The sequence below is a fragment of the Nostoc sp. NZL genome, assembly GCF_015714705.1.
In the GTDB taxonomy this organism is placed as follows: Bacteria; Cyanobacteriota; Cyanobacteriia; order Cyanobacteriales; family Nostocaceae; genus Nostoc; species Nostoc foliaceum_A.
Genome location: NZ_WBKL01000175.1, coordinates 29,140 through 43,398 on the forward strand (window position 1 = coordinate 29,140; position 14,259 = coordinate 43,398).

General features: G+C 42.1%; 12 protein-coding genes. 4 read left to right on the forward strand and 8 right to left on the reverse strand.

Annotation, left to right across the window (positions count from 1 at the left end; all coding sequences use genetic code 11):
- Positions 1–397: 397 nt before the first annotated feature.
- Entirely contained in the window at positions 398–1,198 is an 801-nt protein-coding gene (locus F8R90_RS26640; protein WP_196513173.1) for a DUF1838 family protein, read from the reverse strand.
- Between the two features lie 250 nt (positions 1,199–1,448).
- Between F8R90_RS26640 and F8R90_RS26645 the strand changes: the two genes are divergently transcribed.
- Positions 1,449–2,720, forward strand: a complete 1,272-nt coding sequence (locus F8R90_RS26645) for a HEAT repeat domain-containing protein (protein WP_196513174.1) — start codon at positions 1,449–1,451, stop codon at positions 2,718–2,720.
- Positions 2,721–2,873: 153 nt separating this feature from the next.
- Here the strand turns inward: F8R90_RS26645 and glgA are convergent, their stop codons facing one another.
- From glgA to F8R90_RS26660, 3 genes are all read right to left on the reverse strand, one after another.
- Entirely contained in the window at positions 2,874–4,313 is a 1,440-nt protein-coding gene (gene glgA, locus F8R90_RS26650; RefSeq protein ID WP_196513175.1) for a glycogen synthase GlgA, read from the reverse strand.
- A 131-nt stretch (positions 4,314–4,444) separates the two neighbouring features.
- Positions 4,445–5,413, reverse strand: a complete 969-nt coding sequence (gene hemC / locus F8R90_RS26655) for a hydroxymethylbilane synthase (RefSeq protein ID WP_196513176.1) — start codon at positions 5,411–5,413, stop codon at positions 4,445–4,447.
- A gap of 143 nt (positions 5,414–5,556) precedes the next feature.
- A complete protein-coding gene (locus F8R90_RS26660; RefSeq protein ID WP_196513177.1) occupies positions 5,557–7,821 on the reverse strand; it encodes a sensor histidine kinase in 2,265 nt (754 codons plus the stop codon).
- 112 nt (positions 7,822–7,933) lie between these two features.
- On the opposite strand from F8R90_RS26660, the gene F8R90_RS26665 reads away from it, so the two are divergent.
- A complete protein-coding gene (locus tag F8R90_RS26665; protein WP_196513178.1) occupies positions 7,934–8,500 on the forward strand; it encodes a Uma2 family endonuclease in 567 nt (188 codons plus the stop codon).
- Positions 8,501–8,560: 60 nt separating this feature from the next.
- Here F8R90_RS26665 and F8R90_RS26670 read toward each other — a convergent pair whose 3' ends face one another.
- The 3 genes from F8R90_RS26670 to F8R90_RS26680 all read right to left on the reverse strand — a co-directional run bounded on the left by F8R90_RS26670 (position 8,561) and on the right by F8R90_RS26680 (position 11,323).
- On the reverse strand, positions 8,561–9,112 hold the full coding sequence (locus tag F8R90_RS26670) for a Uma2 family endonuclease (RefSeq protein ID WP_196513179.1): 552 nt from the start codon (positions 9,110–9,112) through the stop codon (positions 8,561–8,563).
- A 566-nt stretch (positions 9,113–9,678) separates the two neighbouring features.
- The gene (locus F8R90_RS26675; RefSeq protein WP_196513180.1) at positions 9,679–10,416 is read right to left on the reverse strand and encodes a phycobilisome rod-core linker polypeptide; all 738 of its coding nucleotides are present in this window, start codon (positions 10,414–10,416) and stop codon (positions 9,679–9,681) included.
- 43 nt (positions 10,417–10,459) lie between these two features.
- Entirely contained in the window at positions 10,460–11,323 is an 864-nt protein-coding gene (locus F8R90_RS26680; RefSeq protein WP_196513181.1) for a phycobilisome linker polypeptide, read from the reverse strand.
- A 353-nt stretch (positions 11,324–11,676) separates the two neighbouring features.
- Here F8R90_RS26680 and F8R90_RS26685 point away from each other — a divergent pair, with 353 nt between their 5' ends.
- Positions 11,677–12,354 (forward strand): response regulator transcription factor, encoded by a 678-nt coding sequence (locus tag F8R90_RS26685; RefSeq protein ID WP_196513182.1) that lies wholly within the window; start codon positions 11,677–11,679, stop codon positions 12,352–12,354.
- A gap of 209 nt (positions 12,355–12,563) precedes the next feature.
- Here the strand turns inward: F8R90_RS26685 and F8R90_RS26690 are convergent, their stop codons facing one another.
- On the reverse strand, positions 12,564–12,986 hold the full coding sequence (locus F8R90_RS26690; RefSeq protein WP_196513183.1) for a lysozyme inhibitor LprI family protein: 423 nt from the start codon (positions 12,984–12,986) through the stop codon (positions 12,564–12,566).
- 190 nt (positions 12,987–13,176) lie between these two features.
- Between F8R90_RS26690 and F8R90_RS26695 the strand changes: the two genes are divergently transcribed.
- Positions 13,177–14,148 carry a YegS/Rv2252/BmrU family lipid kinase gene (locus tag F8R90_RS26695; protein WP_196513184.1) on the forward strand — a complete coding sequence of 324 codons (972 nt, stop codon included), beginning with the start codon at positions 13,177–13,179 and terminating at the stop codon, positions 14,146–14,148.
- Positions 14,149–14,259: the final 111 nt, after the last annotated feature.

Consider the following 14,259-nt stretch of genomic DNA (forward strand, 5'->3'; position numbering starts at 1 on the left):
TTTGTATTTGGTTACTCGCTAAAGACCAGCACTTAGCCTTTACATAAAACCGAACAATTGGCAAGAGGCAACTAACTAAATAGCTGACAAATGCATATATTCCGATCTTCTCAGATCGTGTAACCACTGGTAAAGCTTTTGACGAAAATCTTCAAAAATAGAACTCAACCATAGCCTTCAAACCAAGTTTTGATAAGTATTTTAAGCTTTTTTGATTGAAGTGCGTAGGCGTAGCCCGTTGTAGACATCGCACAGCATGATACAAGTAAGTCGGCGTAAATAATTATTGTTGCAATAAGGCAGGGGGCAGGGAGAGAAAGAGTTTGAGCTTTATTTACTTTTATTTACATAGTTTGGTTTTATTGCACTGACTTACTTAGCACTATACAAAAACTGCTCAACAGCTTTCCTCTAATGGAAAAATATCTCCCCGCAAGTAGGACTCAAAGTTTTTCTTAAAGTATTGAATGCTCGTCACATTCGGTTCATCACTTTCCGTTGGCGTGAATTCATAAATTGGTACTTTTTCCCTCACCAGCTTGACCAAGCTAGGATGAAGCTGCTCAAAAGAATCTACTCTAAATATTGTTGTTTCAAATCTTAATTTAGCTGGATGGGCATATCCTAATTTCATCCACGGTAACCAAGGACAGTCCCTCGCCCACCTAGCAGGAGGGACTTCAGTTGCATCTGGTCGGCAAGTATTTGATATAAAGTACTCAATTCCCTTAAACTTTTCTCCAGGACAATAGTCTGAATATTTGCTATCTCCTGCTAAGGGATGTGGGTATTCTAAAGGAATTTCCATCACAGAGGTAATATATCCACTGCCTTTGGGTATGACAAATTTCTTTGGTTTGACTGAGCCTTGGACAATGCGGTTAGCAATGTGGACTACTGGTACTGATTGACTTGCTGTTGGTGACTTCCAAAAGTGGAGAATCTCTTGAGTATCCGGGTCACAAAATAAACCCAATTCTCTATTAATGCGATACCCGACTTCGCCGTACTCAGAATCAGGCTTGATAAATACCTTAGTAGCATTCATTCCAATAATAGAAAATAACTTTTCTTTTGGCTTTTCTGGTGTTTCTTGCCAGCAAATTTCCCCAGACCAGTTGTAATAAAGCTGTAACCCATGATTTTTTCTGTAAAAATCGAGATTATTAAATTCGTAGTCATCTAAGTAATCACTCATATTTGTTCTTCTCATCCTCAAATGGCTGCGTAGACGCAAAGTGGCTTGTCGTTAGACATCGCAATTACAACTGACTAGCTCAGTGAGCGAATTTTATTTTATTTTGGTGTAAACTCCAACCTAACTAGCAACTGCATTTTTTAGTAGTTCAATCCCCAAACATAATTTACCGCTATTTTCCAGTCCCCACTCCCTAGTACGATAGTAAAGGTGACATCTGAGCAATTATCCAAGAGCAATTTACAGATCAATGGATAAACGTTTTTTTAAAATGTTTGGGCTAACAGAAGAACAAGCGATCGCAATTATCGATACACCATTAGAACAACTCGAAGACGCTTCTGATAAGTATATTGCTGTTTCCCATCTGATTAATTATCCCACCGAGCAATCGATCGCAGCTTTGGTACGGGCAATTGAAACCAGTAACCCTGATGAATTAGATCACCGGATTGTCCGACGCAAAGCTGTAGAAAGTCTGGGGCGATTGCAGGCCGAATCAGCTTTACCTGTAATTAGGCAGTGTCTTAAAGATGATGATATTTATACTGTCGAAAATACCGTGTGGGCGATCGGAGAAATCGGGACTAAAGATCCAGAAATCTTTGAAGAGATGGCCCAATTGCTGGATAAACCAGGTCAAATCTATCGAGTAATTATTCATACCCTAGCTAATGCTGACTATCAACCGTCTCTAGAACGTGTACGGAAATTTACTCAAGTTGAGGATGAACCTACCCGTAGTGCTGCGATCGCTACAGTTTGTCGGTTCACAGGTGATTACTCCCAAATCACTGAGGTGATGGCGCTGCTGCAAAGTTCCAGCGTCAATGCACGGCGCGGTTGCATTCAAGACCTGATTGATTCACGTTACTACAAAGCCATCCCAGAAATTGCTCGTTGTCCTGTATCTCTGGTGTTCCGACTCCGAGGATTGCGAATGCTTTTGGATGCAGGCGTTCCTAGTGGTGAAATTACCTTCACAGAAATTCAACCTTACTTAGAGCAAGTACTCTATGACCATCCCAATGACCTTGATCTAGTACATGAGTATGATGCTACCCCTGTTCTGGATTTTGTAATTAACGAACTCTACGAAACCGATTTTGGACGCTGTTATTTAGCAACAAAAACCTTACTGGATATCTATGCACAAGAAGCACCCGAAGCACTTCTAGCAACTTATTTAGACAAGGGATATAACGATTATGGCGCTCATTATCATGTGATGAAACTTTTCGGTTGGCTGAAATATGCTCCCGCCTATGATTTGTTAATAGAAAACCTGCACAACCGTGAACCTCAGTTTCAGAAATCCCGTGCTGCTTGTGCGATCGCTCTTGGTGAATTGGGTGATTCACGAGCAATTCCTGAACTCAAAATTTGCCTAAATACGCCGATTTGGGACTTAAAATATGCTTGTTTATGGGCGTTAGACCGCTTAGGAGACTCGTCCGGTCAGGAAATTTGCGCTCACGATAGTGACTGGTTAATTAAGGCGAAAGCCACAAGTAATCAATAGTTAGAAGTCATTCAATTTTAGATTTTAGATTTTGGATTGTTTCAGAAACAAAAAAAACTCATGATTAGCATCTTCAGATAATAGGCTAATCTGAACAATGCTATCATGAGTCCAAAAAATTAGGTGCATACATCTGTACACCTCTACAGGGGTTTATGACTTGTTATTAGTGACTGCTTCGTTTAACACTAACTCTGGTTGTGGTGTCTCCTCTTCTTCTGGCAAACCGTAAATTGACCTGTACAACTTCACGTACTCTTTGGCAGATTGATGCCAACTAAAATTTTGACTCATGCCCCGTTTTTGTAGTTCTTGCCATTGTGGTTTGAAACGGAAGCCTTCCCAAGCCCTGATCATACAGGTAAAAAGGTCTAGGGGTTCATAGCGGTCAAAGCAATAACCCGTACCTGCTGCATTTTCGGGGTCGTGATGGGTTACGGTATCAACTAATCCACCTGTGCGGCGGACAATGGGCACAGAACCGTAGCGCAAAGACATCATTTGGCTAATACCACATGGTTCAAAACGACTGGGCATTAAGAAGGCATCAGTACCAGCGTAGATCCGGCGAGACAGGGCATCGTTATACAGCAAGTAAGTTGCCATGCGTCCGGGAAAGCGAGATGCTAATTGCCACATCTGAGTTTCATAGTAGCGATCGCCTGTTCCTAACAACACAAATTGTGCATCTGTATAAGAGAGGAAGCGATCAAGGATTTGCAATATCAAATCAATGCCTTTTTGTTCTACTAATCGGGTGACAATCCCAATTAAAAAGGCTTTGGAATTGACTTCTAATCCTACTTCTTCTTGCAAAGCAATTTTGTTAGCCTTGCGTTTCTCTAAACTATCAGCAGTGAAGGTTTGAGCAATGTATTTGTCATTTTCTGGATTATAAACTTCAGTATCAATCCCGTTGATAATCCCAGATAATTTACCGCTAATAAAAGACAGCAAACCTTCTAATGTTTCACCGTAAGTAGCTGTCTTGATTTGCTCTGCATAGGTGGGCGAAACTGTATTTACCTTATTGGCAAATTGTACCGCCGCAGCCATTGTGTTGTGTCCTTGCATATACCAGGGACACCAAGTAATTTTCTCTAAATACCAACGCCACGGCCCTTGATAAGCCAGGTTATGAATGGTAAATACTGTGGTGATATCAGGATCTTGGTGCATCCACACGGGAATCATCCCCGTATGCCAATCATGACAGTGGATAATTTCTGGCTTCCAGTAATTCCAGGCAAACTCCGCTGCACCATTGGAAAAAAAGGTGAACCGCCAGTCTTCATCATCTCCAGAATAAATCCGGCGGGGTAGGAAAACGGGATGTCCAAATAAGTACAAGGGAACATCAGTACCAGGCAGAACGCTTTCATAAACAGCAAATTCCTGGAACATCGCAGATCCCCGCCAGATGGGTTCTTTGGGAATTTCCATTTTGTCTGGCAGGAAGCCATAGTAAGGCAAGAATATCCGCACATCATGCCCCATTTCTCTCAGGACTTTGGGTAATGCCCCGACGACATCACCCATTCCTCCTACTTTTGCAATGGGTGCTGCCTCTGCTGCAACAAATAGAATCCGCATGGTAATTTTTGCTTCCCCGATTCTCTCTATATTTGTCAAATTAACTTTCTGATCCCGACCAAGGCGATTTGTCGCGTCTTTGGTGCAACGGCGATCAATTCTTATCTAATCACATCGGCTTGCCCAATTGGTTAGGAACCGCGCTGAATCACTGCAAAAATTTCTTCTAAAATTTCTTGCGCTCCCTGCTGCCGCAACACTTCTGCTAGTTCTTTGCCTAGCCCTTCGGCATTGTTAGCTTTCCCTGTGACGGTATCTTTTACCAGCTTTTGACCATCTACACTGGCAACTATGCCTGTTAAGGTCAAATTATCACCAGATATTTCTGTATTTACACCAATAGGTACTTGACAGCCGCCCTCTAAAGAGCGTAAAAAAGAGCGTTCGGCGAGACAGCGATCGCGTGTTTCGGGATGTTCGATCGCTTTGAGTAGAGATAGCAATTCACTATCATCAGCACGGCATTCTATTCCTAAAGCACCTTGTCCAACGGCGTGGAGGGAGATTTCTTTGGGGAGGACTTGATGAACGCGATCGCTCATTCCCAATCTTTCTAACCCTGCTGCTGCCAAAATCAAAGCATCATACTCACCTGCATCCAGTTTTGCCAACCGTGTAATCAAGTTTCCCCGCACATCTTTAAAAGTAAAGTGGGGGAAGTGATGGCGTAACTGTGCTAACCGCCGCAGTGAAGATGTACCAATTACTGCACCTTCTGGCAAGGTATCGATTTGTTTATCTTTGTGCTTTTCATGCACCACTAATGCATCTGCTGGATTTTCCCGTTCAGTAATTGCTGCCAGTGTTAAGCCTTCTGGTAAATGAGTTGGCAGATCCTTGAGAGAATGAACGGCAAAGTCAATCTCCTGATTGAGCATTCCGAGTTCAAGTTCTTTAGTAAAAAGTCCTTTATCGCCAATCTTAGCTAATGCTACATCCAAGATTTTATCGCCTTGGGTAGACATGGTGTGGACTTCAAAAGTGATATCGGGAAAGCTTTGCTGGAGTTGCTCTTGTACCCAGTAGGTCTGAACCAGAGCAAGTTGGCTTTTGCGCGAACCAATCCGAATAGTGCGTGGGGGAGAAACAACTGAAGTCATAAAACAATATATCAAACTAGGCGATAAATTCACTCTCATCTAGACTACCGTAGTCAGGGACTCATACTAATTTTGGGTTTTAGATTTGCGATTTTGGATTACAATTCTTTACCAAAAGCTGGTTTTAGGAATCTCGAACAATACTAATTAGACTTACCTTCTAATGGGAGAGCGATCGCACAAGTTGTACCAATTCCTACTTCAGTAGTGATATTAATATCACCCTGGTGTAAATCTACACACTTCTTCACCACAACCAATCCTAATCCTGTACCAGGAATGCTTCTGACATTCTTGCCACGATGAAACGGCTCAAACAGCTGCTTTTGATCTGCTAGCGGAATTCCAATACCCTGATCTTGAACCTGGAGAATCACTGTATCTGATTTAAACTCCAGACTTAGATCAACATTCCCTCCTTGAGGAGAATATTTAATCGCATTCAGCAGCAAATTAGACAAAATGGAACGCAACAACCTTTCATCCACCAAAGCAGGAACAGCTTTTCCTTGGCAAACAAAACTCAGTGTGTGTCTCTCATCTGTACTTAGGCGCATTTCTTCGACAAAATAACCACAGAATTCTTCTAAATCTAGGAGTTTGGGATTAAATTCCAGTTTTCCGGTTTCGGCTCGATTGATGGTCAAAATATCGTCTAATATTTGAACCATATTTTTGACAGAGAGTTGAATTCGCTGCAAGTTCCTCAGTCGCTTAGAAGAGTTATCCCATTCATCCTGACAGTTCTCTAGCAATTGAGCAGCTGCTAAGGCAGTACTTAGAGGAGTGCGAAACTCGTGAGATGCCATTGAGAAAAAGCGTGTTTTGAGGACGCTGAGTTCTCTCTCTCGCTCTAGTGCCATCCGAATTTCATCTAACCGCTTGCGCCCGGTAATGTCACGTTGTACTGATATCCAGTGAGTATACCAGCCGGTTTGATCGGCTACGGGGACGATGCTGAACTCATTCCAGAATTCAGAGCCATCTTTGCGGTAGTTAATTACCTGAACGGTGACTGTTTCCCAACGAGATAGAGCTGTCCAGACTTTATCCAGTTCAGCCCGACTTGTTTTCGCTCCTTGAAGGATACGGGGCGTTTTACCTAAGACTTCTTCCAGGCTATAACCTGTGATTCGGGTGAATGCTTCATTAACATAAATAATATTCGGCCCAGGTTCGCCAATGGGTTGGGCTTCAGTGATAACGACAGCATCATTAGTATTTACAACTACAGATTGCAGCAAACGTACCTGTTCTTCCTGCTTCTTTTGGTGTGTAATATCAGCAATCACTGCCACCATCCCGTTGATACTATCGTCACTATCATGCAAGGGAGCAGCAGAGAAAACTATATCGATCGCAGTGCCATCTTTTTTAAAACGGCGCAATTCGACTCTGGTATAAGTTGTTCCTTGCAAAATGCTCTGTTGGAGAGTATTGTATTCCTCTAATTGGTCATCTAAAAAAATTGGGTTAGGCCGGTTAATTACCTCCGCTTCTGTCCAGCCAAACATGCGTTCCGCAGCAGGATTCCAGATTTTCACATTCCCTTCTAAATCAAGTGTGAAGATGGCGCGAGGAGAGGCAGTAATTAGAGCTTGCAGCGCCGCTTGAGTGCGCTGACGTTCAGCAATTTCTGCTCGGAGAGAGACATTGGCTTTAGCTAACTCTTGAGTCCGTTGTTGAACGCGGTGTTCTAATTCAGCGTTGAGTGTTTGCAGCTGTTTGTAAAGTTCGGATTGTTGGATGGCGATCGCAACCTGGGTTGCAAGTTGCTTCATCAACTCAATTTCCCAGGATTCCCATACGCGGGTGCGATCGCACTGATGGGCAATCAATAAGCCCCAAAGATAAGGGGGAGAAGCAGGAGTTTTACTATCTCGTTGTTTATCCGCTTGCCGATTTTCTTGTAAAATTGGCACTACCAACTTTGCTTTGACACCAAACTGTTTCAGGAAGTCTGCTAAACATGGTTCTACATCTGCTTGTTCAACATTAGCGATCGCACGGGTTTTTCCTAATGAATAAGCTTGATGGTACTCTCTAGGAAACACTTCTTGTGGAAAGGTTTCTCCCAAAATTTTTGTGTACTCAGGTAGAACTGTTTCGGTAATTGCGCTACCTGTGCCATCTTCCCAAAGGCGATAAATTAGCACCCGATCTGCTTGGAGAAACTCGCGCACTTCGGCAACGGTGGTAGTAAGAACCTCTTCTAACTCCAAAGACTCACGGATATGTTGAGCGATCTGGTTTACTAGTCGCTCTCGCTCAGTTTGTTGCCGCAGCACCACTTCTGCTCGTTGCCGTCTAGTTACTTCTAAGTTGAGAAAATAGTAAATTACTCCCAAGGCAATAATGCTAAAGCCAACACCGATGGAGGCGAGATTGATAACGCTAAAATCGGTCATGGGTATAGACAGGAAAGATTAGAGGCATCTGGTTTAGTTTACTGTTTTCTGCTCATCCATTAGTTGTGAACGTTGATAAACTGAATGTAGGACTTTCGGAGTAGCAGAAGTTATGAGTGTTGCAAAATCTGCATCCCTAACCCTGGAAGAGTTTCTCAAGTTGCCAGAAACAAAGCCTGCAAGTATTTATATTGATGGTGAGATTATCCAGAAACCAATGCCGAAAACCCGCCACTCCCGACTTCAGGCTAAGTTGATTAATGGGATTAACGAAGTCACAGAAAAAAAGCAAATAGCTTATGCTTTTCCAGAGTTGCGTTGTACTTTTGGTGGTCGGTCAATTGTTCCAGATGTGGCGGTTATTCGTTGGCAACAAATTGAGTTTGACGAAAACGGAGAACCTGTAGATGATGTGCTAATTGCTCCTAATTGGACAATTGAAATTCTCTCTCCAGATCAGAGTTCCAATCGTGTTACAAGCAATATTTTACACTGTTTAAATTATGGTTGTCAGCTAGGATGGTTGATTGATCCTGATGACCGATCAGTTATTGTATTTAAACCACATCAACAACCAGAATTTTGTCATAAAGAAGATAGCTTGGCTGTTCTAGATGGTATTGATTTAAAGTTGACAGTTGAACAGGTATTTGGCTGGTTAAAGATGAAATCAGAGTGAGAAAGCCATGTTAAATGGATCTGTAAATAATCGTGTTAGTGGCTTTTTTCGTTTCTACTTCTAAATACTCACGATGTAACTCACTGATATAGCCAAATCTGGAAATGCTTGTGGGTAAATTTTACCTCCAGTTAATGTAGTTTTTGAGGCATACTCTCCATCTTGAGGATCTCGAAATACTACAAGTTGTCGTTTTTTAAGATTAACTACCCAATATTCAGGAATCTCTACTTCAGCATAGACTGTGGTTTTTATTTTTAAGTCCTTATCTAAGCTGGAATCTGAATATTCAATCAACCAAAAGATATTTTCAGGATAGGGATGATGTTCTAAATATTCACGTACCAATCTTTGTACAACAGCAATATCAGGCTCAGGTTCAGACTTGTTAGGAAGCGTAATCGGTTTACTGGGGCGAATCGTGGCGCGAGTGCCTAAAAGTTGAATCAGGTACTCCCCAGCTTCACTACTGAAGTAGGCATGAGGTTCTCCTTCCGGTGAGATATCTACTATTTCTCCCTTTAGTAGTTCCACACGCCGATCATCTAGGATACCCGCCGCGATCATATGGTGATATTCATCTATTGTCCACTTCGCTGTAGTTACGGTCATAAAGGCACTTTTTTATCACCTATTATCTGAGATCGTAACATAATCATAGAAGTCGCTAGATATCAAAAACTTTTAACAATTTTTATCAAATCTAGTGTAGAAACCACCATACTTAAACCAGTATTGCCTTAACTGATGACAAGGTGTAAATAAGCTGGCTTTGACACGATAAAGAAAAACTTGACGATGATCGCCCATCCAAATTTTGTCAACCGGCTCAACAGAAATTAATGTTCCTTCTAGCGCGACTATACACTCAGTAAATCTCTCAACGCAAGAATAGTCTATAGTTTCAAATATAAAAAAATGGCCTGAACAAATTAAATGGCGACTTCTTATCCAACATTGGAGCTTTTTATGCGCTTGTGGCGGCAACATTGTTTTGCTTCAAAGAATTTGATATGAATGCATTGTTTACATCGGTTTTTATATGAATCAACTTCTTGCATAAATCATTTTTGTTTCATGCAGAGATGCAATGAAAAACGCTTAATGACCTATTCTGCCTTTTTCAAAAGTTGAGTGCGATCGCCTAATATAGCGATCGCACTCCGCTTAATTCTCAGCTAGTATCCGCCGAATTTTGGCAAATAACCAAAAGCAGTTAGCCAAGTAAACAAGACAATCACTCCCAGCAGTGAAGCTAATAGCCATAACACTACATCCCTGTCAGAACTGCGTAGGAAGGTTTGTAAATTAAAAGGCTCAATCTGCTTTCTCGTGATGGGAAGCGGCAATTTGTCCCGATAATCTTCGCCGTAACGAGCCATCCTAGCAAAAGGTAATTCACCTTGAGAGCGTCCTTGTAAAATCCGTCGCCGTTGATAGGGAACCGTATTGTAACCAAAGTTACTAATGTATTCCCCACTATCCACCAAAGCGTCGATAAATCCTTCTAGTCCTTTGGTAGCTAGCACAATCGACCAGGCTAGTTTTTCGCGTTCATTGTAAACTTCACGGCCCAAGAAGCGCTGCACGCATATCTGCACAAAGCGATAGTTGTTATTGCTTTCGTAATTAAGTCGCCGAAATGCATCAGATATTGCTAACCCTCGAATGAAATCCCTGACTGTGATTTGACCATTTCTCAGTTGGGATTCTAAAAAGGGTTGGCGGTTGCAATCTAGCATCTGTTGTTCGTGGAAAATCTGGCGATAGGCTGCCGTAATTAAGGCATCCATTTCTACTGATGATGGCAGATGTTCGGCTGTATAAATTCTAGGTTGCTCGTCGCCAAGAATCTCATATCCAGATACACGGTGATTTCGAGATGAAGGGGAGTAATTTAACAAAGGTATAGGCATATTAAAGCTAGAGATTTAAAGGGATTGGGCATGGGGCATTTTACTAGTTAACTAGGGTGATACTGGCAATCACACCGCCTTGCTGGTGAATCCGTTGATACTCTTGCGATAGTTTATTAAAGGGCACAAGATAGACTTGGTTGCTGCGGCGAAATGGAGAAATCTGGTTTACTGTATTTGCCCGATAACCAGTGACTTCCAATCGATACACCTTACCTTCATCACTAGCTGCTACACCATGAAGGGTTCTGGAGCCAAGTGGTGGATTACGGAATGTTGCACCATCGCTAGCAGGTGAAACCACAGGGGTAGGGGTACTTTGAATTACCAAACTATTCAACCGAGGTTTTTTACCTGCTAAGTTGCCTTTGAGACTGCTACTAGAGGCACCTCGGACTAATTGGAATATATGGGTAAACTGCACTATGTTCTGACAGACTTCGGTTTTGTAGCCTCGAATATAAGGCACAATGTTTTCCCCAAAGGTATCTTGGTACTCGTTGCTGTCGAGATAGGAATCAATTTCAGCCTCAAAGCCTTTTTCATCCAGAATATTACTGTGCGATCGCATTTCTTCCAAATCAATAGGAGCGCGACCGAGCAAATGCCTAAAATTTAACTCAATTGCCCGATAACGAGGACAACTGCTAAAAAACCGGGAACGATACAATTCAGACTTTGCTACCAAACGGACAAACTCGCGGACGCTGATTTCACCTCGCTTAAATTGCGACTCAGGAACAGTGAGCCGTTCGCTTTCCATCACATACGCATTTCCTAAAACCTGTCTGTATATAACCCTGATGAGAGCTTCAAGTTCTTCTGCCGAATAACCAGGTACCCCTCCAGTTGAGTGAGTGTCTTCAAACAGGCTGACACCTAAACGTGAACTTGGTCTAAAAGCCATTTTATGAAAATCTCCTGGCTAAACATAGAGTTCTTTGGGAACGTCTAAAGGAGGTTATTAGAAACCTACATAGAATAGAAAATTACATACTAAAAGTAAGGAAATCGCTCAGGAAATGGTAAAGAAATCGGAAAGAAGCAACGAAAACTAGAAATTGTTACTTTTTGCAATATTTTCTCAAAGAGAGTTCGCAAATAGTTTTAAACATAACTAGGACTTACGCAATAACTCTCTCAAACTCTTATTCCTTTGTGTCCTTTGCGTCCTTCTCTAACGAGACGCTGCGCGAATGCGGTTCGTTTTTTCATTATTTTGCGCAAGTCCTGATAACTTGTATAGTTAAAAAAAATGCTATGCGAATTCTCTTAGTTGAAGATGATGTACGCCTTGCCGAAACTTTAGCAGAAGCTCTTACAGACCAACGTTATATGGTTGATGTGGTGACAGACGGTGAGGCAGGATGGAATCAAGCTAAAATGCTGGATTATGATTTGCTGCTGCTGGATGTGATGTTGCCAGAACTTGATGGAATTAGTTTATGTCATCGGTTGCGATCGCACAGCTACAGTATGCCTGTTCTCATGCTGACTGCTCGTGATACCGTTAGCGATAAAATCACCGGACTCGATGCGGGAGCGGATGATTATGTCGTTAAACCAGTGGATTTGCAAGAACTATTTGCCCGAATTCGCGCCTTGCTTCGTCGAGGTAATGTTTCATCGCCGCCGATTTTAGAATGGGGAAATCTGCACCTCAACCCCAGCACTTATGAAGTGAGTTACGGCGAAAATATGCTACATTTAACCCCAAAAGAGTACGGAATATTAGAGTTATTGCTGCGAAATGGTCGTCGTGTGCTTAGTCGCAGCGTGATTATTGAACATATTTGGTCGCTAGAGTCTCCTCCAGAAGAACATGCGGTGAAAGTTCATCTCAGAAGTCTGCGTCAAAAGCTCAAAGCAGCCGGAGCTTTTGAAGATTTTATTGAAACAGTTCACGGTATTGGCTACCGTCTTAAACAACTAAACTAAAATGTTATATTTAGCCCTCCTCAGAAGAATTCAGCTATTGGCAAAACTCTGCGTTCCTACCCTGTGGGAAGGCGAAGTGCTATGCATTTACTTTGAGTTGAAAAACATTAGTTTTTTCAACGCAGAGGTGCATAAAATTTAGCGCAGAGGATCGCAGAAGTTTCAGCTTTTTTTTGCTACGAATTCGTGAAATAATTTACTTAAACTACTTAAGGGTCGGATTTGAGATATTCCTGTAATTCTTGGGTACGCAATTTTGTAGCATTTTCTAGACAACCAAAATAAATTGTAGGGGCAATACTTCCTCCCTCATATCTGCTTCTTTCAAACTCACAATTGGTATCCCGAAACTTTATCCATGCTTGCTGTGCAGCAATCAATTTCTGTTTTCTAGACCTTTCTAAGGTAGGTAGCAATTGTTGATAAACTTGATTCAGTTTTTTATCTACATTTTGATAAGATAACTTCGTGCATTCATTAATTGCTCTTTGAGTTTGAGGATTATGGCAGTTGAGCTTTTGAACTAAGCGCATATCGGATAAATTAGGCGTTGTGCCTGCTATTGTCATGGTGGGGGTATCTAAACTGCTGAGAGTTAGCATACTTGCTAAAACTAGTAAGAATTGACGCATGGCAAAAATTTTATTGTTTAAGTAAGGACAAAAAATACTAAAATACACGTCAGCATTGTTAAGTTACGAAACAAAAGACTTCTAACCTGCTTACAAAAGATAAACCAGTCGGCAGAAGGAAGTCGAAATTTCACAAGAATGCTAGAAAGAATTTGGTATTTTAGTGATCTAAGTTTAGCTTTTATATTTTATGAATCGTTCCGCCTGTCTCATCTTTAATCCAGTTGCCGGTCAGGGTGACCCAGACATAGAACTGGCAGAAATTCGGGCAATATTAGAGCCAGAAATTGACCTAGATATTTATCTTACAACTGAAGAAATCGACGCTGACGAACTGGCCTATGCAGCGGTAGAGCGAGGGGTAGATGCAATTATTGCTTCGGGAGGAGATGGAACTCTCTCGGCGGCGGCGGCGGCTCTAGTAGGCAGTGACATTCCATTTGGGATCATTTCTAGAGGAACAGCAAACGCTTTTGCTACAGCTTTAAACATTCCTGACACGATCGCAGGTGCGTGTCAAACAATTTTGCAGGGAGGAACCCGCAATGTGGATGTAGCCTATTGCAACGATCGGCCAATGGTGCTCTTGGCAGGTATTGGCTTTGAAGCTGAAACTGTAGAATTGGCAGACCGAGATGCCAAGAATCGTTTTGGAATGATGGCCTACGTTTTGGCAGGAATCCAGCAACTAAGAAACTTAAAAAACTTTGATGTTGAAATTGAAACTGAAGACAAGATCATTAAAACTAGTGCCTGTGCAGTTACAGTAGCAAATGCCGCGCCTCCCACTTCAGTCTTGGCTCAAGGGCCAGCAGGTCTGATTTATGATGATGGGTTACTAGATTTAACGATCGTAGCTCCAGCTAACAAAGCAGGAGCGATCGCAGCTACATTTCATCTATTTCAAACGGCTTCTACAGGTAACGCCGTAGAACGGAATGATATTGGCTTTCTACGAGCCAAACAATTTAAAATTACGACTGAGCCACCACAAAAAGTTGTTCTAGATGGTGAAATCGTAGGCACAACACCAGTAGAAATTAAGTGTGTACCAGCAGGTTTGAAAATTTTTGTGCCATTAGTAGAAGAAGTTGAGCCTACAGAAAAACTGGAGGGACTCCCCAATTTGACTGTTGAAATGAAAGACACAGTAGAGGAGTGAGGGCATGGGGCATTGGGCATTGGGAAGAGGACTTGGGGACAAGGAGAATTGGGGACAAGGGGAAAGACTTGTTTCAAGTTCTCACCTCTTGTCCCCCTGTCCCCTTGTCCC

What these genes read in the sequence shown, in the direction of transcription:
- hemC (WP_196513176.1), bottom strand. Translation starts at nt 5,413, where the DNA reads ATGACTTCAGTTGTTTCTCCCCCACGCACTATTCGGATTGGTTCGCGC.
- F8R90_RS26685 (WP_196513182.1), top strand. Translation starts at nt 11,677, where the DNA reads ATGCGAATTCTCTTAGTTGAAGATGATGTACGCCTTGCCGAAACTTTA.
- F8R90_RS26670 (WP_196513179.1), bottom strand. Translation starts at nt 9,112, where the DNA reads ATGACCGTAACTACAGCGAAGTGGACAATAGATGAATATCACCATATG.
- F8R90_RS26640 (WP_196513173.1), bottom strand. Translation starts at nt 1,198, where the DNA reads ATGAGTGATTACTTAGATGACTACGAATTTAATAATCTCGATTTTTAC.
- glgA (WP_196513175.1), bottom strand. Translation starts at nt 4,313, where the DNA reads ATGCGGATTCTATTTGTTGCAGCAGAGGCAGCACCCATTGCAAAAGTA.
- F8R90_RS26695 (WP_196513184.1), top strand. Translation starts at nt 13,177, where the DNA reads ATGAATCGTTCCGCCTGTCTCATCTTTAATCCAGTTGCCGGTCAGGGT.
- F8R90_RS26665 (WP_196513178.1), top strand. Translation starts at nt 7,934, where the DNA reads ATGAGTGTTGCAAAATCTGCATCCCTAACCCTGGAAGAGTTTCTCAAG.
- F8R90_RS26690 (WP_196513183.1), bottom strand. Translation starts at nt 12,986, where the DNA reads ATGCGTCAATTCTTACTAGTTTTAGCAAGTATGCTAACTCTCAGCAGT.
- F8R90_RS26675 (WP_196513180.1), bottom strand. Translation starts at nt 10,416, where the DNA reads ATGCCTATACCTTTGTTAAATTACTCCCCTTCATCTCGAAATCACCGT.
- F8R90_RS26645 (WP_196513174.1), top strand. Translation starts at nt 1,449, where the DNA reads ATGGATAAACGTTTTTTTAAAATGTTTGGGCTAACAGAAGAACAAGCG.
- F8R90_RS26680 (WP_196513181.1), bottom strand. Translation starts at nt 11,323, where the DNA reads ATGGCTTTTAGACCAAGTTCACGTTTAGGTGTCAGCCTGTTTGAAGAC.
- F8R90_RS26660 (WP_196513177.1), bottom strand. Translation starts at nt 7,821, where the DNA reads ATGACCGATTTTAGCGTTATCAATCTCGCCTCCATCGGTGTTGGCTTT.